Origin of the sequence: Enterococcus sp. DIV0802b, assembly GCF_050543535.1 — a bacterium.
In the GTDB taxonomy this organism is placed as follows: Bacteria; Bacillota; Bacilli; order Lactobacillales; family Enterococcaceae; genus Enterococcus_D; species Enterococcus_D entomosocium.
The window spans coordinates 3,162,974-3,182,773 of the sequence record NZ_CP172941.1; the positions used below are offsets into that span (position 1 = coordinate 3,162,974).

Below are 19,800 nucleotides of genomic sequence, written 5' to 3' on the forward strand. Positions count from 1 at the left end.
GCCAGCGTTTTCTTCTGAAATCGTGAAAATTGATCGGAATACTTACCTATTTTTAAGAATCTTAAAGAACGCCTAGACTATCGGGAACAGCTGATCCAATGTGACTAATACTCCATCCTCATCATTTGAGGGACAGACAGCGGTGGCAACGGCTTTGACGTTTTCTGGCGCATTGTCCATCGCATAGCCTCTCTGGCAATAGGCTAACATTTCCAAATCATTGCCGCCATCGCCAAAAGCGACACATTGCTCAGGAGTGATCCCCCATCGCTCTACCAAGCGTGCCAATCCTGATGCTTTGTGGCAGTTAGGCACGATCAGATCCACGGAACCATGCCCACTGCCTGTTGGCACTAGCAAACCAGCTAGTTCTTTTTGAAATAGTTCCGAATAATAGGCCGTTTTTTCGACAGGAACGGTTGGGGCAAATTTCAGGATCGTGTCCTCTACTTGGGCAAAGTCATCGACCCATTGCAATTTGTGGTAATACTTATTTGTTAATTCAAAAAAAGCATCACTGACCGTTCCCCGTTCACAATAAGCACTATTGAGCCCACACATTACATTTTTAACTTCGGAGTATTTTTTACATAAATCTAAGGTTGCGAAAACCGTTTCTCGGGGAATGTCCGCTGCAAAAAGCACTGTTTCTTTGTCTTTGACAAGTGCTCCGTTTTCTGCAACAAAACTCAGCTCGTGATCATAGCCGGGAAATTGAGCCCGCAACTGGTAATACTGATTGCCGCTGGCAACGACAAACTGACAGCCGACTGCTTTCATGCGGGCCAACACGACCTTGAAGCGGGGAACATCATACGTATAATCCGTGCGCATAAAGGTTCCATCCATATCGACAGCTACTAACTTGATATCATAAGGGTTGGCATTCATCTACTTCTCTCCATTCTGGCTTTCTTTATTAAAGAAAGCGTTTTTCTCACATTATTATTTTAACATGTATATACAACTTCCGCATCCTTTTTCTTGCTAAAAAATCGATTGAAGGGATAGTGCCTCTCAAAAAAGAGACTACTGCTTTACACCATTCAATCGTGCCTACCTTTTCAAAAATCCTTACAATGATTGAAGATCATTCAAAGGCAGACCATCGCTGCCAAACACAAGGATTGATTGGCGGCTCCTTTGCCCGAATGAAAAGAATCACTCCAGAAACGTTTCCTTGCGCAATTTCTGCCCCACATAAATTCTATCCTGCTTTCTTTCAAATCTACTTGGTTCTTTGGTATACTGGGGATAGTTTAATTAGTGAGGGGTTTTTGTTATGAACTTTACCCGCTTTGCTCGCTTGACGCAGCGCAGGAGCAAGACGTTTATTTCCCAGAATGTATCTTCAATCCAAGTGATTGTTTTTTATTATATCGTGATGACGGTGGTCTCTTTGGGGCTTTTTTCACTTCCCTTCTTTCGGGAACCGGGCTCTCATGTCGCGTTTATCGATCTGTTCTTTATGGCGGTCAGCACGGTCAGTGTCACAGGGTTGACTACCTTCCCGATCAATGACGTATTTAACGACCGCGGGGTCATTTTATTGGAAGTCCTCTTTCAAGTTGGTGGTTTAGGGATCATGATGATCTCGACCTTTTTTGCGATCGTTTCACGGCGCAAAATCAGTTTAAAGCAACGCCAATTGATCATGACAGATATGAACCAGCCAAAGCTTAGCGGGATCGTTCGGATGATTCGAACGACGTTTACCATCATTTTAGTTTGTCAGTTGGTAGCAGGTACGATCTTCGCTGTTTATTTTCATCTTTACGGGTATTATGACAATTGGCGTGACGCGATCTTTTATGGGTTTTATCAAGCGATCTCTGCTGTGACCAACTCAGGGTTTGATGTGACGGGCAATTCCATCTTGCCGTTTTCCCATGATTATTTCTTCCTGACGTGTATCATGATTTTGATTTTTATCGGGGGGATCGGATTTCCAGTGATCATGGACTTTCGGGAATGGGTCCTTTTTAAAATGAAAAAACAACGCCGCCGCTTGCCGTTTCGCTTTTCTTTATTCACAAAAATTGCTGTTTTGGCTTTCGTGATCCTCTTTGTCGGCGGTACATTAGCGATCTTTTTCCTTGAGAAAGATTATTTATTCAAAGATTACAGCTTTAGTGGTATGTGGATGAACAGCATGTTTTATTCCATGACAACGCGGAATGCTGGCCTGCAGATCCATGACTTAGGCAACTTCCAAACCACGACGTTGATCGTTTTCTCCTTGCTGATGTTTATTGGTTGTAGTCCCAGCTCTGTTGGTGGGGGGATTCGGACGACGACCATTGCCATCATTGGGCTGTACCTCTATGCCTTCTTGAAAAGTGAGGACAATATCAATATCTTCGGTCGCCGGATCGATCAAGATGACGTCCGTAAATCAGTGGTGGTCTTCATGCTTTCGATGGGCATGTGCTTCTTTTGTGTCTTATTCTTGACCGCCATCGAGGATATCCCTTTGATCGCCATCATTGTTGAAGTTTCCTCGGCCTTTGGAACCACAGGGCTTTCTTTAGGAATCACGGGCGATTTATCAACCATCGGCAAACTCGTGATTGCTCTTTTGATGTTTATCGGCCGTGTCGGTATGCTGTACACCTTGATGTTATTCGTACCAAAAGAAACACGTGACTTAGGCTACGAGTACCCAACGGAAAAAATCATTATCGGTTAAAGCAGCAGCAAACCTGGCAGAAGGTTTGCTGTTTTGCTTTTCAAGCCTTTGATCATCGCAAGTAAAAGAGCCATTTATCAGAATGGTCTTTGTAGAAATTTAAAGAATCGCAAAAGCAATTTAACCTTTTTCTTGGTATATGGTATGATAAATTGAATTTGCACAACGAAAGCATTCGCTCTAATGGAGGGTTACATTATGGGAATACGAAGTCATCTGGCTGTTTCAGTCGGTAAGACCTCTCAATGGGTATTAAAGAACTTTTTCAAAGGTGGCTCAAGCCTGCCTGGTAAATTAGCATTAAAAGTTGATCCACATATATTAGATCATTTGGCGAAAGATTACCAAGTCGTCGTGATCACAGGCACCAACGGCAAAACATTGACGACTGCCTTGACTGTCAATATTTTGCGCCAAGAATTTGATGAAGTATTAACGAACCCCACCGGCGCCAATATGGTCCAAGGGATCGTTTCAACCTTTCTATCGGCACGCCCTAAAAAAGGCAAAAAATTTGCGGTTTTAGAAATCGATGAAGCCAGTCTCAGCAAAGTAACGAAGTACATCAAACCGGAATTGTTCGTTTTCACCAATATTTTCCGCGATCAAATGGACCGTTATGGCGAGATCTATACGACCTATAAAATGATCGTTGAAGGTGCCGCAAACTCACCGGAAGCAACGATCCTCTGCAATGGGGATTCGCCACTGTTTAATTCGGTGGCAACTGTCAATCCGCGGAAATACTATGGATTTGATCATTTGCCAGATGAAGAGCAGATGGCCCATTACAATACGGATGGCGTGTTGTGTCCTGAGTGTCATCACATTTTGCATTATAAAATGATCACCTATGCCAATCTTGGGAAATACTACTGCCCAAATTGCGGCTTCCATCGACCAGAATTGGATTATAAACTGACGGAAATGACTGCAATGGACAACACCTCTGCTGCTTTTGTGATCGATGGCAATGACTATCGCATCGAAGTTGGTGGGATGTACAATGTCTACAATGCGCTGGCGGCAACTGCGGTTGCGGAATATTATGGCGTAGCACCTGCAAAAATCAAATCTGGTTTGGCCTATGACGAAAAAGTCTTTGGCCGCCAAGAAGTGATCCGCATCGGGGACAAAGAATGTACGTTAGTTTTAGTTAAAAACCCTGTTGGTTTGAACCAAGTCATCGATATGATCAGCCTGTCGCCCTATCCTTTCTCACTAGTCAGCTTGTTGAATGCCAACTACGCAGATGGGATCGACGTCAGCTGGATTTGGGATGGCGACCATGAAGCGTTTGCCGATATGGGGATTCCTCAAGTGGTCGCTGGTGGTGATCGTCACAAAGATATGGCGTTGCGGTTAAAAGTTGCGGGGATCCCTGAAGAGAAAATCATTGAAACCCCTGAACTTGATGACGTCATCAAGCAAATTGCAGACTTACCAACAGAAAAAGTCTATATTTTAGCGACTTACACTGCAGTCCTGCAGCTACGCAAAAAGCTTGCGGAAAAAGGCTATATCAAAGGAGGAATGAGTCGTGACTAAGTATCAACTGAATGTTGCCCACTTGTATGGAAATCTTTTGAATACTTACGGCGATAACGGCAATCTCTTGATGTTGCGCTACGTGGCCGAAAAACTAGGCGTGACCTTCAACGCAGAAGTCGTCAGCATTCACGAGCCCTTCGATCCTGAAAAATATGATCTCGTCTTCTTCGGTGGCGGACAAGATTTTGAACAAGTGATCGTTTCACAAGATATCCAATCAAAAAAAGAAGCCCTGACCAGCTATATCGAAAATGATGGCGTGATGCTGGCAATTTGCGGCGGCTATCAATTGCTGGGTCATTACTACATCGGTGCCAACGGCGAGAAAATCAAGGGGATCGGTGCCTTGGATCATTACACCTTAAGCCAAGAAAACAACCGTTTCATCGGTGACATCGTGATCCACAATGAAGAATTCGATGAGACCTATTATGGCTTTGAAAACCATAATGGCCGTACTTTCTTAGGTAAAGGGGAAAAACCATTGGGGAAAGTCATCCAAGGACAAGGAAACAATGGCGAAGACCAAACCGAAGGCGTGGTTTACCGCAATGTGTTCGGCTCTTACTTCCACGGACCGCTTCTCGCAAGAAATGAGCATTTGGCAGAGCGCTTGATCCGCACCGCCCTTGCCAATCGTTATGGCAACGTCGAAATTTAAATACACGTACTTAGCAAACAAACCTGTTTTTCGCAGGTTTGTTTTTTTATGGGAAATTTCCCCGCAGTTGCTACCTTTTCTCTTTGTTTGCTTCTACGTTCCTATGCCACCTCGCTTTATTGTAACCGCTATCTTTCTTTTCTATACTGAGGTTGTAGTAAAAATTGAAAGGAGATGTTAAGAAATTATGATGGAAAAAGTTCAGCGGTTTGGCGGTGCGATGTTTACCCCGGTCCTCTTGTTTTCATTTTCGGGGATCATGGTCGCGCTGTGTATTATCTTTAAAAATCCGATGCTTGTGGGGAGCATCGCCACTGAAGGCTCTACTTGGTTCAACATTTGGACGATTATTGAAAACGGTGCATGGACGGTCTTCAACCAAATGGAATTACTATTTGTTATTGGATTACCGATCGGTCTCGCAAAAAAAGCCAATGCGCGAGCGGCAATGGAAGCCTTTGTCGTCTATATTACTTGTAATTATTTTATTTCTGGCATGATCGAATACTTTGGTCACTTCTTCGGTGTCAACTTTGCAGCTGATCCCGGCGGTGAGAGTGGCTTGAAAATGATCGCCGGCATCAAAACATTAGATACTGGTATTATCGGAGCAATTTTTATTTCGGCGATCGTCGTCTATCTTCACAACAAGTTTTTCGATACGAAGCTGCCTGATTTTCTCGGAATCTTCCAAGGCTCTTCCTTTGTCGTGATCCTTGGATTCTTTTTGATGTTGCCAGTCGCTTTCTTGATTGCATTGATTTGGCCGAAAGTCCAAGCTGGCATTGGGTCCATGCAAGGGTTTCTAGCAAGTGCTGGGGTCTTTGGGGTCTGGCTCTATACTTTCTTAGAGCGAATATTGATCCCCACAGGTCTCCATCATTTCGTGTATACCCCCTTTGTTTTTGGTCCTGCTGTCGTCGAAGAAGGAATCTCCAAATACTGGATGGCACATTTACAAGAATTTGCCCAATCCACCAGACCATTGAAAGAGCTTTTCCCTGAAGGGGGCTTTGCTTTACATGGCAATTCTAAGATCTTTGCTGCACCGGGGATCGCTGCTGCTTTTTATTTCACAGCCAAGCCTGAGAATAAAAAGAAAGTCTTAGCGATTTTGATCCCTGCCACTTTAACTGCCGTTTTAGCTGGTATCACTGAGCCATTGGAATTTACCTTCCTCTTTATCTCACCACCCCTCTTTGCGGTGCACGCTGTTTTAGCAGCGACCATGGCGGCAACGATGTTTGCCTTCGGGGTCGTTGGAGATATGGGGGGCGGCTTGATCGATCTGTTAGCGAAGGTCTGGATTCCGCTATTTCAAAATCATCGCAGTATGATCTTCACGCAGTTGGTGATTGGGTTAGCCTTTACTGCGCTTTATTTCCTTGTTTTCCGCTTCTTGATCCTCAAATTTAAGTTAGCCACACCAGGACGGGAAGAAAACAATAGCGAAGTCAAACTATACACCAAAAAAGATTACAAAGAAAAACAAGCCAACACTGGAACTCCAGTGATTGCTGGTGCCAATCGCTACACCGAACAAGCCGCAGTCTACTTAGAAGGGTTTGGCGGTCGCGACAACATTGATAAAGTCACTAATTGTGCTACTCGCCTAAGAATCACCGTTAAAGATCAAGACCAAGTGCTGCCAGATGACATCTTTAAAAGTGCTGGTGCCCATGGTGTTGTTCGCAACGGCAACGCCTTCCAAGTGATCGTTGGTCTGGATGTGCCACAAGTGAGAGAACAATTCGAAAAATTATTAGCTGTATCAGACTAAGGAGGAAACAAAAATGAAAAAATTTTCAATCGTGATCGCTGGAGGCGGCAGTACCTTTACCCCTGGAATCGTCTTGATGCTTTTAGAACACTTGGATCGTTTCCCGATTCGCCAAATCAAGTTTTACGACAATTTGGAAGAACGACAAGAAAAAGTGGCACAAGCTTGCGAGATTTTATTGAAAGAACGCGCACCCGAAATCAGCTTTTTAGCAACCACTGATCCCGAAACCGCGTTTCAGGATGTCGATTTTGTGATGGCGCATATCCGAGTTGGCTTGTATGCGATGCGCGAAAAGGATGAAAAAATCCCTTTGAAATATGGTGTGGTCGGCCAAGAAACTTGTGGTCCTGGCGGGATCGCTTATGGGATGCGTTCTATCGGCGGTGTATTGGAGTTAGTCGATTATATGGAAAAATATTCCCCTGATGCGTGGATGTTGAATTATTCCAATCCTGCAGCGATCGTCGCAGAAGCGACTCGTAAATTGCGCCCTGATGCTAAGATCATTAATATTTGTGATATGCCAGTGGGAATCGAAGAACGGATGGCGCAAGCGATCGGTTTAGCTTCTCGCAAAGAATTGGTCGTTCGCTATTATGGCTTGAATCATTTTGGCTGGTGGACAGATATACGAGACAAAGCTGGCAATGACTTGCTGCCGCAGATCCAAGCGCATGTAGCAAAATACGGCTATTCATTGCCAGAAGAAATCGAAGCGAGCCAACATGCTGATGCCAGCTGGATGCACACCTTTGCCAAAGCAAAAGAAGTGTACGAGGTTGATCCATCCACTTTGCCAAATACCTACTTGAAGTATTACTTTTTCCCTCAAGATGAAGTGGCGCACACCAACCCATCTTTTACACGGGCAAATGAAGTCATGGCTGGCCGCGAAAAACACGTCTTTGGTGAATGCCAACGCATCGTAGAGAACCAGACAGCGACTGACACCACGCTTGAAGTGGATGAACACGCCAGCTACATTGTTGACCTTGCACGAGCGATTGCTTATAACACGCAAGAACGAATGCTGTTGATCGTGCCTAACGAAGGAGCGATCGTCAACTTTGATGAACAGGCAATGGTGGAAGTGCCTTGTATCGTCGGCAGTAACGGGGCAGAACCAATCACACAAGGCAAGATCCCTCGCTTCCAAAAAGGATTGATGGAACAACAAGTCGCCGTAGAAAAATTAGTCGTGGAAGCTTGGGCAGAGGGTTCTTACCAGAAGCTGTGGCAAGCACTGATTCTTTCAAAAGTGGTCCCAAATGCCCGTGTAGCCAAAGAATTACTCGATGAATTGATCGAAGCAAATCAAGCCTTTTGGCCAGAATTACACTAGCCAGCGTTCTTCGCCTCCCCTCCTGGCTTTTCAGCTATACTTAATCAATAAGGAGGGGTTTTTGTGAAATTACAGTATTTGATTCAACAGCACCAAGCAGAGTTAAGTGAACTTGATCGTGGCATTCTGAACTATATTCTTTCCCACGGCGATACCGTTCTATCTATGGGGATCGTCGAGCTATCCGAGCAGGTTCACGTCTCAAAGTCATCTATTTTACGGTTGACGAAAAAACTTGGTTTTTCTGGCTATTCCGAGTTCAAATATTTTCTACGGCATCAGCAAGAACAGGCAACAACGATTTCGCAGCAAAAAACGATTTTTGAAAAGCAACAAGAGGATATTTTCGCCACCCTAAACTATGTAAAAACAGTAGACTTAGCTGCCCTCAACCGCTTGTTTGACCGCAGCAAAACCATCTACTGCTACCCAACTGGGTTCTCCCAAAAGAAAGCACTGGAGGAGTTTTCCAAAATGATGCTTTCTATGGAAAAACGAGTGATCGTATTGCCGAACAAAACGGAATTTGATATGGTCATGCCGATGATCACTGCCGAAGATTGTGTGATCATCGCCTCACTCAGCGGCGAAACAGAAAACGTCAAAGAGAATCTGACGACTTTTGCGATTCGTCAGATTCCCGTTTTGACATTGAGTGCGCCAGGAGATAATTATTTTGCTCGCCATTCAACGTTTCACCTGACCTATTATTGCGATTTTTTTCAAATCGGTCGCAAGAAAATCCCTAGCCAGTCTTTGATCGGACTGAGCTGCTTGATTGATTATTTGATCCGTTCCTACGGACTATTCACTTTACAGGAGGGCAACCATGACTAAACGAAAATGGGCGTTTCCATTGATTTTACTGAGTTATTGGCTTTTGATCGCCGGTGCTTACTATCTTTATCTTTCCTTGACTGCCTTCAACCATGGGATGACCTTTGCCCAGTACCTCAACTCGCAACCGTTAGCCGCTTTAGGGGTCTTGTTAAGTAGTCTCCTTTTGCTGCAAGGGGCTTGCCTGTACTTTATTCAACGGTTTTCCATGAGTAAAAAAGGCCTTTTGGGACAGTATTTATTCCTGATCTTCTTCCAACAGTTGCTGACAGCGAATGTCATCGGCGCAGGACTCGTCTTTTTTACAAGAAGAAGTCTTTCGAGTCAGGAGGAAACCGCAACTTGGGGCGAAAAGAGTTTTACCTATGGGGCATTAGCATTCATTCTTTTATTGAGTTTATTCTTTTTCCTCCTTGTTCGATCAGCGATTTAACTTCCCCAAAAAGAAAAGCAGTGCCGGTTGGCACTGCTTTTTGCTGTCGCTCATGTTAGTTTGGATCTGTTTTTGAAGCAAAAACCACTTTGATTCCAAAGTGATCGCTGACGATTGGAGTACGCGTTCCGTCAAAAACGACTTCATATTCCGTTGCTTGCAGGTCTTTTGATGCAAAAACATAATCGATCCGCAACGCTTCTCGATTGTCTTGCCAGCCATCAATGGCTTTAACGACAGAGGCTTCCCCGGTCGTTTCAGCAGCCGTTAAAAAGCTGTCTTGCAGCTGTAAGGAGCTGTCAAGGACCAGTTGATGCCCAGAACTGGCCGCATCGTTGTTGAAATCTCCTAGAATCAATAAGGTATCTGCCCGTTCTGCTAAAAATGCTTCTGTCTGTTGCCACTCGTAGGCAAATTTACCGTCTTGCCACCAAGAAAAGTGACAGCTAACGACTTGTACGATCTGCCCATCGGCTTCAGTCACGCCGCTCAGGTTTTTGCGCGTGGTATGATCCCAGACATCCGTGGCTTGTGAAGCAAGATATTCTTTGGCAATGATGGGCTGTTTGGACAATAAGGCATTGCCTTCGTGGTAAATGTCATAGCCTACGTGACTGTAGGTCCATGACCAATAGTAGTCACAGTCTAACAGTTGCAGTTCTTCCACTAGGCGTAAAGCAAAATTGTCCTCCTTGATTTCCACCAGCGTATCTGTCGGGCAATAAAGCCCATCAGGAACGATGGTTTGAGCAGCGATCGTTTGGTTGACTTCTTGCAAGGCGATGATGTCATAGTCGCCTGTTGCAATCTCTTGTGCGATCATTTTGCATTTTTCTAGCTGATTTTCTTCTAACCAGCTATGGGTGTTCAATGTTAATACCTTCATGAATAAGGCTCCTTCTCTCGGTTTGCTTGTACGATTCCTTTTAAAAATAAAAGAGAGCGGGTCAACAAAAGAGTCGACCCGCTTGTCATTTTATTATAGTTTTACGATTCCAACAACTGCGGCTGCTTGTTGCTTGCCGATTTGGGTCAATTCAAAGGAATCGATTTGATCGCTGTTGGTCAACACTACAACGATGGTGGTGTCTTTGCCAGCAGCACTTACTGCAGCGAGATCCATCTCCGCTAACTTGTCACCGACCGCCACTTGTTGTCCTTCAGTGACAGCTACCGTAAAGGGTGCACCGTTTAAGTCAACGGTATCTAAGCCCATGTGAACCAATACTTCGATGCCTTCATCAGAAAGCAAGCCGATCGCATGTTTCGTTGGGAAGATGTTGGTGACTTTCCCGCTGATTGGTGCGACAACTGTCGTCTGCTCTGGACGTATACCATAACCGTCACCCATCATTTTTTCCGCAAACACTTGGTCTTTGACAGAGGTGATCGGCATCACTTCTCCAGTGGCAACGGCAGCTAGTTCAGCTGTCACGCCTTGGCTTTGATGGGTAGTGGTTTCAGCTGGTGCTTGACTAGCAGTCGGTTCGGGAATCGTGACACCAGAATCTAAGATATCTTGAATGTCTGATTTTAAGACATCTGCTTTCGGTCCATAGACTGCTTGCACACCGTTGTCTTTTACGATCAAGCCTAAAGCCCCTGCGGCTTTCCACGCTTTTTCATCGCCGACCGCTTCTCGATTTTTCACAGAGACCCGTAAACGAGTCATACATGCATCAACGTCGGCGATATTTTCACGTCCACCTAATAAATGAATGATTTTCACGACTTGTGAATCTGGGTTCAAGTTGCCATCCGCCGAAGCAGTTGCTGGCGCATCGCTGGCCCCTTCTGTTTCATAGTTGCCGTTTCTACCTGGTGTTGCAAAGTTGAATTTTTTGATCAAGAAGTTTGCCAAGAAATACATCCCGACACCAAAGACGATGGTCACTAACACAAAGTTGATCAAATCTTGTCCTAAGCCGGCATTGATCGCCATTGGGGTACGGGTCAACAACTCGATATTCCCAAAAGAATGGACCCGTAAGTTGACGATATCCGCCATCGCAAATGCCGCCCCTTGTACGACTGCATAAACGATGTAAAGCGGTACGGCAGCAAACATAAACATGAACTCCAACGGTTCTGTTACCCCTGTCAAGAAGACAGCGATGGCAGCTGATAAATACATAGAGGTATATTTGTGCCGTTTGTCCGCATCGACATTGCGGTACATGGCATAAGACAAGCCCATCAAGATCCCAGATGAACCAATCATTTGTCCAACTTTAAAGCGGGCAGGAACAAAGTTTTCCAATAAAAATTGATATTGTGACGTATCTCCAGCATTGCGCATATTCACTAGATCTGTTGCCCAAGCAAGCCATAATGGGTCTTGTCCAAAGACTTGGGTGCCGGCTTGTGCCCCAGAAAGAATTGTGTAGGTTCCACCTAATTCGGTGTAATTGATCGGGATCGTCAACATATGATGCAGCCCGAATGGTAAGAGCAGCCGCTCCAAGGTTCCAAACAAGAAAGGTGCTAAAACGGGCGCACTTTCTTGTGATTGCGCGATCCATAAACCGAAGTTGTTGATACCGGCTTGAATGTAAGGCCAAACGATTGATAACACTAATGCGACGACTACTGAACGGGCAATCACCACGAAAGGGACGAAGCGTTTGCCGTTAAAGAAGGAAAGCGCATCCGGTAATTTGCGGAAATTATAGTATTTGTTGTAAGCTGTTGCCCCCACAAAACCGGCGATGATCCCGACAAAGACGCCCATGTTCAAAGCAGGTGCTTCTAATACACTAGTAAAGAAACCGTCGATCATGATCTTTGTCCCAAACAACGTATGGGTAAAGGCGCCTTCTTCGGTTAACATCGCGCTCGTCACGCCAAAGATCGAACCAGTGATCCGATTGATCAAAATAAAGGCGATCCCGGCAGCAAATGCCCCACCAGCTCGCTCTTTAGCCCAACTACCACCAATAGCTAATGCAAATAATAAATGCAAGTTACCAATAATTGCCCAACCAATGTTTTCAATGACGCCTCCTGTGGTGATCAAGAATGCCCAGTCGGCATTGATCATTGGGATCGTTTTCCCAATACTGATCATCAAACCAGCGGCTGGCATAACAGCGACAACCACCATTAGCGCTTTTCCGAATTTTTGCCAAAATTCGAAGCTCAATAATTTTTTCATCTTCCTTCTTCCTTCCCTGAATCGATTTACGCAATCGGTTTCTTAATGATTTCATTCTAACGGAGAAAAAAGATTTTGTAAACCCAGAAATATCAAAAGGTATTCTATTCGCTTTTTCGCCTTTATCTAACTGAATCTTTCCTTCTCGATGTTTCCTAATAGGAAATTCTTTAAACGCAACAACTTTCACTTGACGATGCAATCGTTTGCGCTTATGATAGAGATATCAAAAAGATTCTGGAGGGACTTTCATGAAAAAAATCCAACGATTGTTCGAGATCGATCCATGGAAAATCGCGACATCTACCTTAGATAAAGAAAATCGTCGACTGCAAGAGTCGCTAACAAGCATCGGGAATGGCTACATGGGAATGCGCGGCAACTTTGAAGAACAATACAGCGGCGATCATCACTTAGGTACCTATATCGCAGGTGTCTGGTACCCAGACAAAACCCGTGTTGGCTGGTGGAAAAACGGCTATCCTGACTATTTTGGCAAAGTGATCAATGCGGTCAACTTTATTGCAATGGATCTATTTATCAATGACCAATTAGTCGACTTAGCAAAAATCAGCCCAAGTGATTTCCATTTAGAACTAGACATGGAAACTGGGATTTTACGCCGCAACTATACTGTGACTTTAGCAGGTGCAACGGTTAAATTCTCTTTTGAACGCTTCTTGAGCATCGTAAAACGTGAACTTGCCCTCATTAAGATGGATGCTGAGATCATTGAAGGCGACGCTGAGATCAAAGTCATTTCTAAACTAGATAACAACGTCCATAACGAAGACAGCAACTACGACGAACGTTTCTGGGAAGAATTGGCTCATGGCCAAACCGAAACCTTCCATTACTTGACGACTCGGACCGTAGAAAATAATTTTGACATTGAACGCTTTACTGTCACTTCTGCTATGCGTCATAGCCAAACACCGATTGATTCCGTGAAAAGCGAACTTTGCGTCGCTGATACCTTTGCCTTTTCTGGGGCAGCCGGTGACACCTTCTCATTGATCAAAGAAGTCTTGATCGTTACGAGTCGTGATGTTCCCGCTCATGATCATCCAGCAAAAGTCACCGAATTAGGCACTTTATACAAAGCAGATTATGATGCGTTGCGTGCAGAACAAGTCGCTGCTTGGAAAGCCCGCTGGGATTTAGCCGATGTGATCATTGAAGGCGATGCTGCGGCGCAACAAGGGATTCGTTTCAACCTGTTCCAATTGTTTTCAACCTATTATGGCGAAGACGAGCGCTTGAACATTGGACCGAAAGGCTTTACTGGTGAAAAATATGGCGGTGCGACTTACTGGGATACCGAAGCCTATGCAGTCCCATTGTATTTGGCATTAGCAAAACCAGAAGTGACCCGCAACTTGTTGAAATACCGTCACAACCAATTGCCGCAAGCCCATATCAATGCGCAAAAACAAGGCTTAGCAGGTGCCCTTTACCCAATGGTGACCTTCACTGGGATCGAATGCCACAATGAGTGGGAGATCACTTTCGAAGAAATTCACCGAAACGGTGCCATCGCTTATGCCATCTACAACTATACGAATTATACTGGCGATACAAGTTACCTGAAAAAAGAAGGATTAGAAGTGTTAAGCGCGATTTCACGTTTCTGGGCAGATCGTGTCCACTATTCAAAACGTCAGCAAAAATACATGATCCATGGCGTCACTGGACCAAACGAATACGAAAACAATATCAATAACAACTGGTACACCAATAAAATGGCTACTTGGGTCTTAGCTTATACCTTAGCCAGCTATGAAGCCTTCAAAGACGAAGCGACTGTCACGATCTCTGACGAAGAGCAAGCCAAATGGCAAGACATCATCGACAATATGTACTTCCCAGAAGACCAAGAGCTTGGAGTCTTCGTCCAGCATGATACCTTCTTAGACAAAGACTTGATGCCCGTTTCCGATCTTGATCCAAAACATTTGCCGTTGAACCAAAATTGGTCGTGGGATCATATCTTGCGCTCTTGCTTTATCAAGCAAGCCGATGTTTTGCAAGGGATCTACTTCTTCGGCGATCAATTCAGCAAAGAAGAAAAACAACGGAACTTTGATTTCTATGAGCCGATGACAGTGCATGAATCTTCCCTTTCTCCAAGTATCCATGCGATTTTAGCAGCGGAATTAGGCATGGAAGAAAAAGCGTTGGAAATGTATGAGCGGACTGCTCGTCTTGATTTGGACAATTACAACAATGATACCGATGATGGCTTGCACATCACTTCTATGACCGGCAGCTGGTTAGCGATCGTTCAAGGCTTTGCTCAAATGAAAACCGATCACGACCACTTAGGGTTTGCGCCATTCTTACCTAAAACGTGGAGCCGCTATGCCTTCCACATCAACTATCGTGGACGTCTGCTCTTTGTTTCCGTCAATGAGTCGACGGTGACTTTGAAAAAAATCAGCGGTGAGGCATTGCCAATCAAGGTGTATGGCAAAGACTATGTTTTAGAAGACGAAATCAGTACAGCGATTAGCTAAACAAGCCTTCTGAAAGAAGAAATGTCTGCATTTCTTCTTTCTTTTGATTGGCTCTACCCTTGTGCCGACACTTTGTGATACTATAAGCTAAAAAAGGAGGGAAATCAGTGAGCATTACGGTCAAAGATGTCGCCAAAAAGGCTGGCGTCGCTACATCCACGGTTTCTCGTGTCGTAAACGATCATCCCAGTATCTCTGAAGATACTAAGAAGAAAGTGCGCAAAGTAATGGCAGAAATGGGCTACGTCCCCAATCTTGCGGCTCGAAATCTCGGCAAACAGATATCTAGTGCCATCGGCGTGATCTTGCCGCCCCTTGATTCGAAAGAACGACTAGGAAACCCCTTTTATTTAGAAACGATCGAAGCCATCAATGAAGAGGCCCGCCATCATCAAATGACGGTTGCCGTTGCCTCCGCCCGTGACTTTGCTACATTACTAAAAAACGTGGAACGAATGCACCTGCAAAAACAAGTAGATGGCTTTATCTTGGTCTATTCCGATGAAAAAGACCCCATCATCGATTATCTGGTCGAAAAAGAAGTCCCCTTTACCTTGATTGGTCAACCATACAGCAATGAAGACAAAATCGTTTTTGTCGATAATGACAACCAGTTGTTAGGCAAGCAAGCAACCGAGCATCTGATCGCCCAAGGGCATACGAAGATTTTATTTGCTACTAATACGACCCATGAAAATCTGTATTTCGAACGTTTTTTCGGCTACCAAAAAGCCATGATGCTGGCAAATCTCCCCTTTTATCCAGCATTGACCTTTGAAAAAGCGGAAGATTACGTCACGTTTGAAGAAACGATCAAAGAATCCCAAGCAACTGCCATCGTCGTGATCGATGATCTGTTCGCTGTGCGGATCATTCAATTAGCGACGATGTATGGCTACAAAGTCCCGGATGACTTATCCATCATCAGTTTCAATAATTCGATCTTTGCTACTTTGACACACCCGTATTTGACTAGTATCGATATCAACGTGTTGTCCTTAGGAAAAATCGCTACCGAACGGCTGATGGCGCAATTGAATCATGAAGATTCAAACGGCGTACAGCTGGTCGTACCACATAAGCTGATCAAACGAGAAACGGTCTTGAACCGCAATCAGTTGAACTGATCCGCTGTGTCTGGTCCACTTCCCCCACACGCAAAAGCACCCGCTGTCCCTAGGGATAGCGGGTGCTTTTCATATTTTTATTTATACTCTTTGCTTTCCAGGCGGAACAATGGACTCATTGGTGTATTTTCGTGAATGCGGCGAACGGCTTCCCCCATCAATTCAGCACAAGAAATGTAGTGCAGTTTTTCTGGATGGCGTTCTTCGCTGGTCCAACAAGAATCGGTGACACAAATCCTTTCAATCGCTGATTGATCCAAAATTTCTTTAGCTGGCGGCGAAAGTAAGGCGTGAGACACACAAGCATACACTTCGCTGGCACCAGCTTCCTTCAACAAGTCTGCCGCTTTTGCCAATGTATGGCCGGTATTTAAAATGTCATCAACTAAAATACATTTTTTCCCAACGACATCACCAATCACATAGCCGCCATCGGCTTCATCTTGATCGACGATCGCGATCGCTGTATCTAAGTATTCTGCCAAACTACGGGTCCGTTGGACACCGCTGTTTTTTGGTGAAACAACGACATAGTCGTCACCAGTCATTTTTTGTTCGCGATAATAATGGGCAAACAATGGGATCGTAAAGAGATTATCCACTGGGATGTCGAAAAATCCTTGAACTTGGACGGCATGCAGATCAAGCGTCAAGATCCGAGAAGCCCCTGCTTCCACCAGCATATTGGCAATCAATTTTGCAGTAATCGGCTCATGCGGGTTGGCGGTTCGGTCTTGCCGCGCATATGCGTAATAAGGCAAAACGACATTGATGGTCTTCGCACTAGCCCGTTTCATCGCATCGATCATGATCAGCAACTCTAAATAATGATCATTGACGGGTTCATTCGTCGATTGAATGATATAAATATGGTCGCCCCGCACACTTTCTTCAATATTGATGGCAATCTCTCCATCACTAAACTGTGTCACTTTTGACTTCCCTAGTTCTGTACCGAAAACTTTCGCAATGTTTTCTGCTAATGGTAAATTTCCATTTAAACTAAAAATTTTCAACGAACTATCTTTATAACTTTCGCCCATGATTGCCTCCAATGAATGTGGTTGTTTTCTTCTATTCTAGCACAAAGTGACTGTTTTTTTAACCGTCTCGTTCAAGGAAGTGTGACGGTACCGTTTACCCAACTGGCGGGAATTACTTTTTTGTAGTTGCCCCAGTTGTCATGAACTTTAAAATAGCGTTCTCCGCTGGCGGTTTCGGCGTAGGCGTAAGCCACGACCCAATGATTGCCATATGTGCTGCCTAAAGGCTTCAAAATACCGATGATCACCGGTTTGCCTTCGTCGATTCGTTTGCACGCTCGATGCCAACCGCCAACAACGGTCGCACGTCCGCGGTAAGGCAATTGGAATTGATCGAAAAACCGAGTCAAACCATGACTGACTTGCCAAGCGATCGTCGGCAACCCATGAGGCTGAATCAGCACACGCAGCATTTCCGTCACTACTGTCAGATCCCGCTGTTTTTTTCGACGAAACGCTTTCGGGATGATCGTTTCATCGATGTAATCTTGATAGTAGGCCAAAAAGACGGCTGCCGCATAGGTGCCGCATAAATACCCTGAAGGAGTGACCCACTGCTTATACGGACGAAACCGCTCTTCGGCGATCCCTTTCCACTCTACTTGTTCCATCTCGTTCACCTGCCTTTTTTCTTATTATACCTTAGATTCTCCTCCTACTTGGATCAAAACCCTTTTTCGTCTAGAAAACTTTTCTTTGCGTCCTTACAGATTTTGTTTCATAATAGTAGAAAGCGAGAGGAGCGAAAGACATGACAACCTTGTTAAAAGATGATTTTTATGACTATGTAAATGGCGAGTGGCTGGAGACCGCTGTTATTCCAGCAGATAAACCCGCTACGGGTGGATTCCAAGATCTCGTTGACGGAATCGATTCCTTAATGATCGCAGAATTTGAAAATATGGCACACGATCCCCATGCTACGCCAAAAGGCCGCATGAAGGATGCTGTGGCTTTTTACCGCTTAGCCAGCGATTTTGCCCAACGAGAGGCAGCTGGCGCTACTGAAGCAAATGCACTATTAGCAAAAATCGAAGCGTTGCGTTCTTATGAGGAATTGAATCAGCAACTGGCAAGTTTCGTTTTAGATGGCATTGCCTTGCCTTTCCAACTGGATGTCGATGCAGACATGAAAAATGCGCAAATGAATACTTTGTCGGTCTATCCGCCTGCTACTATTTTGCCGGATAAAACCTATTACACAGAAAATCCCCAAGCAGGCGAAATGCTGCAAGTCTACTTTGAGATGGCCGTCAACGTTTTAGTTGCTTACGGAAAAGACCAAGCAGAAGCGGAATCGTTGGTAGAGCAAGCGATCGCATTTGATAAATTGATCGCCCCTCACGTCCGCAGTGCGGAAGAAAGTGCGGATTATAGTAAAAACTACAATCCTCGCTCCTTGGAGGAATTTGCAAAGCAAGCTAGCAAGATCGATTTTACACAACTCTTGACAGCCCTTTTACCAGGTACACCAGAAGAGCTGATCGTAACGGAACCCGCTTACTTTGAAGCCTTTGACATTATTGTTTCTGATAGCCATTTTGAACTCTTGAAAGGCTGGATGATCGTCAACCAAAGCTTGCGCTATACTAGCTATCTGAGTGAAGAATTGCGTCAGTTAGGCGGAACCTACAGTCGCTACTTATCAGGGATCGATGAAGCGGCTCCCCAACAAAAAGCGGCTTATTACTTAACGATGGGTCATTTTAGTCAAGTGATCGGTGATTATTATGGACGCAAGTACTTTGGGGAAATGGCGAAAAAAGACGTCAAACACATGGTGGAAACAATGATTGCTGTCTACCAAGATCGTTTGCGCAACAACACGTGGTTAAGTGAAGAAACCCGCCAAAAAGCGATCATCAAATTGAATCGTTTAGGCATCCATGTCGGGTACCCTGATCAAGTTCCTGCTATTTATGATCAATTGCATACCGATGAAGAGAAAAGTCTGCTGGCAAATGCCCTGCATTTCAATCGTTTGTTCCGAGAAGATGGCTTCAAAAAATGGCAGCAGCCCGTGGATCGCGAGGAATGGGAAATGTCCGCCGCTACCGTGAATGCCTACTATCACCCATTTAAGAACGTGATCGTTTTCCCAGCCGCAATCTTACAAGCGCCCTTTTATAGTTTGGAACAATCCACCAGCGCAAATTATGGGGGGATCGGCGCGGTCATTGCTCATGAGATCTCCCACGCCTTTGACAACAACGGGGCAAAATTTGATGAATATGGTAATTTAAACAATTGGTGGACAGAAGAAGATCTGGCCCACTTTGAACGCTTAGCTCAAGCGATGATCGACGAGTTTGATGGCCTGCCCTTTGCCGGCGGTACCGTCAACGGAACATTGACTGTTTCTGAAAACATCGCCGATGCAGGCGGACTAAGCTGTGCGCTAGAAGCAGCGCAAAAAGAAAGCGATGTTTCTTTAACAGACTTCTTCACCAATTGGGCGAAGATTTGGCGTACAAAAGCCAAAGAACAATACCAACAGCTCTTACTGGCGATCGATGTCCACGGACCAGCTAAACTACGGGCCAATATCCAAGTCCAAAATATCGATGAATTTTATACAACCTTTGATATCAAACCTGGTGACCCTATGTATCGTGCACCAGAAGATCGTGTGCAGATCTGGTAAACAAAAGCGCAAGCAGATTT

The 19,800-nt window shown here is 44.8% G+C and carries 15 protein-coding genes; 10 read left to right on the top strand and 5 right to left on the bottom strand.

Annotated features, from left to right (window positions below; translation table 11 throughout):
• Window positions 1–72 precede the first annotated feature (72 nt).
• Window positions 73–891 (bottom strand): Cof-type HAD-IIB family hydrolase, encoded by an 819-nt coding sequence (locus tag IGJ12_RS14740; RefSeq protein ID WP_016621934.1) that lies wholly within the window; start codon window positions 889–891, stop codon window positions 73–75.
• Between the two features lie 391 nt (window positions 892–1,282).
• Between IGJ12_RS14740 and IGJ12_RS14745 the strand changes: the two genes are divergently transcribed.
• The 7 genes from IGJ12_RS14745 to IGJ12_RS14775 all read left to right on the top strand — a co-directional run bounded on the left by IGJ12_RS14745 (window position 1,283) and on the right by IGJ12_RS14775 (window position 9,296).
• On the top strand, window positions 1,283–2,689 hold the full coding sequence (locus tag IGJ12_RS14745) for a TrkH family potassium uptake protein (RefSeq protein ID WP_008379338.1): 1,407 nt from the start codon (window positions 1,283–1,285) through the stop codon (window positions 2,687–2,689).
• 198 nt (window positions 2,690–2,887) lie between these two features.
• A complete protein-coding gene (locus IGJ12_RS14750; protein ID WP_042890677.1) occupies window positions 2,888–4,237 on the top strand; it encodes a Mur ligase family protein in 1,350 nt (449 codons plus the stop codon).
• Complete coding sequence (locus IGJ12_RS14755) at window positions 4,230–4,901, top strand: type 1 glutamine amidotransferase (protein WP_005233555.1); 672 nt, start codon at window positions 4,230–4,232, stop codon at window positions 4,899–4,901. The genes IGJ12_RS14750 and IGJ12_RS14755 overlap by 8 nt, the downstream gene beginning before the upstream one ends.
• A gap of 187 nt (window positions 4,902–5,088) precedes the next feature.
• Entirely contained in the window at window positions 5,089–6,681 is a 1,593-nt protein-coding gene (locus tag IGJ12_RS14760; RefSeq protein ID WP_016621936.1) for an alpha-glucoside-specific PTS transporter subunit IIBC, read from the top strand.
• Between the two features lie 13 nt (window positions 6,682–6,694).
• Entirely contained in the window at window positions 6,695–8,026 is a 1,332-nt protein-coding gene (locus IGJ12_RS14765) for a 6-phospho-alpha-glucosidase (protein WP_008379332.1), read from the top strand.
• A 63-nt stretch (window positions 8,027–8,089) separates the two neighbouring features.
• The gene (locus IGJ12_RS14770; protein WP_016621937.1) at window positions 8,090–8,863 is read left to right on the top strand and encodes a MurR/RpiR family transcriptional regulator; all 774 of its coding nucleotides are present in this window, start codon (window positions 8,090–8,092) and stop codon (window positions 8,861–8,863) included.
• Entirely contained in the window at window positions 8,856–9,296 is a 441-nt protein-coding gene (locus tag IGJ12_RS14775; RefSeq protein ID WP_016621938.1) for a hypothetical protein, read from the top strand. Before IGJ12_RS14770 ends, IGJ12_RS14775 begins: the two co-directional genes overlap by 8 nt.
• Window positions 9,297–9,351: 55 nt before the next feature.
• On the opposite strand, the gene IGJ12_RS14780 is transcribed toward IGJ12_RS14775, so the two are convergent.
• Together IGJ12_RS14780 and IGJ12_RS14785 are read right to left on the bottom strand one after the other, a co-directional pair.
• A complete protein-coding gene (locus tag IGJ12_RS14780; protein ID WP_005233544.1) occupies window positions 9,352–10,182 on the bottom strand; it encodes an endonuclease/exonuclease/phosphatase family protein in 831 nt (276 codons plus the stop codon).
• Between the two features lie 93 nt (window positions 10,183–10,275).
• The gene (locus tag IGJ12_RS14785; RefSeq protein WP_016621940.1) at window positions 10,276–12,450 is read right to left on the bottom strand and encodes a PTS transporter subunit IIBC; all 2,175 of its coding nucleotides are present in this window, start codon (window positions 12,448–12,450) and stop codon (window positions 10,276–10,278) included.
• Between the two features lie 251 nt (window positions 12,451–12,701).
• Here IGJ12_RS14785 and IGJ12_RS14790 point away from each other — a divergent pair, with 251 nt between their 5' ends.
• Window positions 12,702–14,966, top strand: a complete 2,265-nt coding sequence (locus IGJ12_RS14790) for a glycoside hydrolase family 65 protein (RefSeq protein ID WP_016621941.1) — start codon at window positions 12,702–12,704, stop codon at window positions 14,964–14,966.
• A gap of 107 nt (window positions 14,967–15,073) precedes the next feature.
• Window positions 15,074–16,093, top strand: coding sequence for a LacI family DNA-binding transcriptional regulator (locus IGJ12_RS14795; protein WP_005227844.1), 1,020 nt, complete (start codon window positions 15,074–15,076; stop codon window positions 16,091–16,093).
• A gap of 77 nt (window positions 16,094–16,170) precedes the next feature.
• Here IGJ12_RS14795 and IGJ12_RS14800 read toward each other — a convergent pair whose 3' ends face one another.
• Complete coding sequence (locus tag IGJ12_RS14800) at window positions 16,171–17,136, bottom strand: ribose-phosphate diphosphokinase (protein WP_005233536.1); 966 nt, start codon at window positions 17,134–17,136, stop codon at window positions 16,171–16,173.
• A gap of 71 nt (window positions 17,137–17,207) precedes the next feature.
• The gene (locus IGJ12_RS14805; protein WP_005233534.1) at window positions 17,208–17,747 is read right to left on the bottom strand and encodes a C39 family peptidase; all 540 of its coding nucleotides are present in this window, start codon (window positions 17,745–17,747) and stop codon (window positions 17,208–17,210) included.
• Window positions 17,748–17,887: 140 nt separating this feature from the next.
• On the opposite strand from IGJ12_RS14805, the gene IGJ12_RS14810 reads away from it, so the two are divergent.
• Complete coding sequence (locus IGJ12_RS14810) at window positions 17,888–19,780, top strand: M13 family metallopeptidase (RefSeq protein ID WP_016612961.1); 1,893 nt, start codon at window positions 17,888–17,890, stop codon at window positions 19,778–19,780.
• Window positions 19,781–19,800 lie beyond the last annotated feature (20 nt).

What these genes read in the sequence shown, in the direction of transcription:
- IGJ12_RS14760 (WP_016621936.1), top strand. Translation starts at nt 5,089, where the DNA reads ATGATGGAAAAAGTTCAGCGGTTTGGCGGTGCGATGTTTACCCCGGTC.
- IGJ12_RS14775 (WP_016621938.1), top strand. Translation starts at nt 8,856, where the DNA reads ATGACTAAACGAAAATGGGCGTTTCCATTGATTTTACTGAGTTATTGG.
- IGJ12_RS14810 (WP_016612961.1), top strand. Translation starts at nt 17,888, where the DNA reads ATGACAACCTTGTTAAAAGATGATTTTTATGACTATGTAAATGGCGAG.
- IGJ12_RS14750 (WP_042890677.1), top strand. Translation starts at nt 2,888, where the DNA reads ATGGGAATACGAAGTCATCTGGCTGTTTCAGTCGGTAAGACCTCTCAA.
- IGJ12_RS14765 (WP_008379332.1), top strand. Translation starts at nt 6,695, where the DNA reads ATGAAAAAATTTTCAATCGTGATCGCTGGAGGCGGCAGTACCTTTACC.
- IGJ12_RS14780 (WP_005233544.1), bottom strand. Translation starts at nt 10,182, where the DNA reads ATGAAGGTATTAACATTGAACACCCATAGCTGGTTAGAAGAAAATCAG.
- IGJ12_RS14740 (WP_016621934.1), bottom strand. Translation starts at nt 891, where the DNA reads ATGAATGCCAACCCTTATGATATCAAGTTAGTAGCTGTCGATATGGAT.
- IGJ12_RS14785 (WP_016621940.1), bottom strand. Translation starts at nt 12,450, where the DNA reads ATGAAAAAATTATTGAGCTTCGAATTTTGGCAAAAATTCGGAAAAGCG.
- IGJ12_RS14745 (WP_008379338.1), top strand. Translation starts at nt 1,283, where the DNA reads ATGAACTTTACCCGCTTTGCTCGCTTGACGCAGCGCAGGAGCAAGACG.
- IGJ12_RS14790 (WP_016621941.1), top strand. Translation starts at nt 12,702, where the DNA reads ATGAAAAAAATCCAACGATTGTTCGAGATCGATCCATGGAAAATCGCG.
- IGJ12_RS14805 (WP_005233534.1), bottom strand. Translation starts at nt 17,747, where the DNA reads ATGGAACAAGTAGAGTGGAAAGGGATCGCCGAAGAGCGGTTTCGTCCG.
- IGJ12_RS14800 (WP_005233536.1), bottom strand. Translation starts at nt 17,136, where the DNA reads ATGGGCGAAAGTTATAAAGATAGTTCGTTGAAAATTTTTAGTTTAAAT.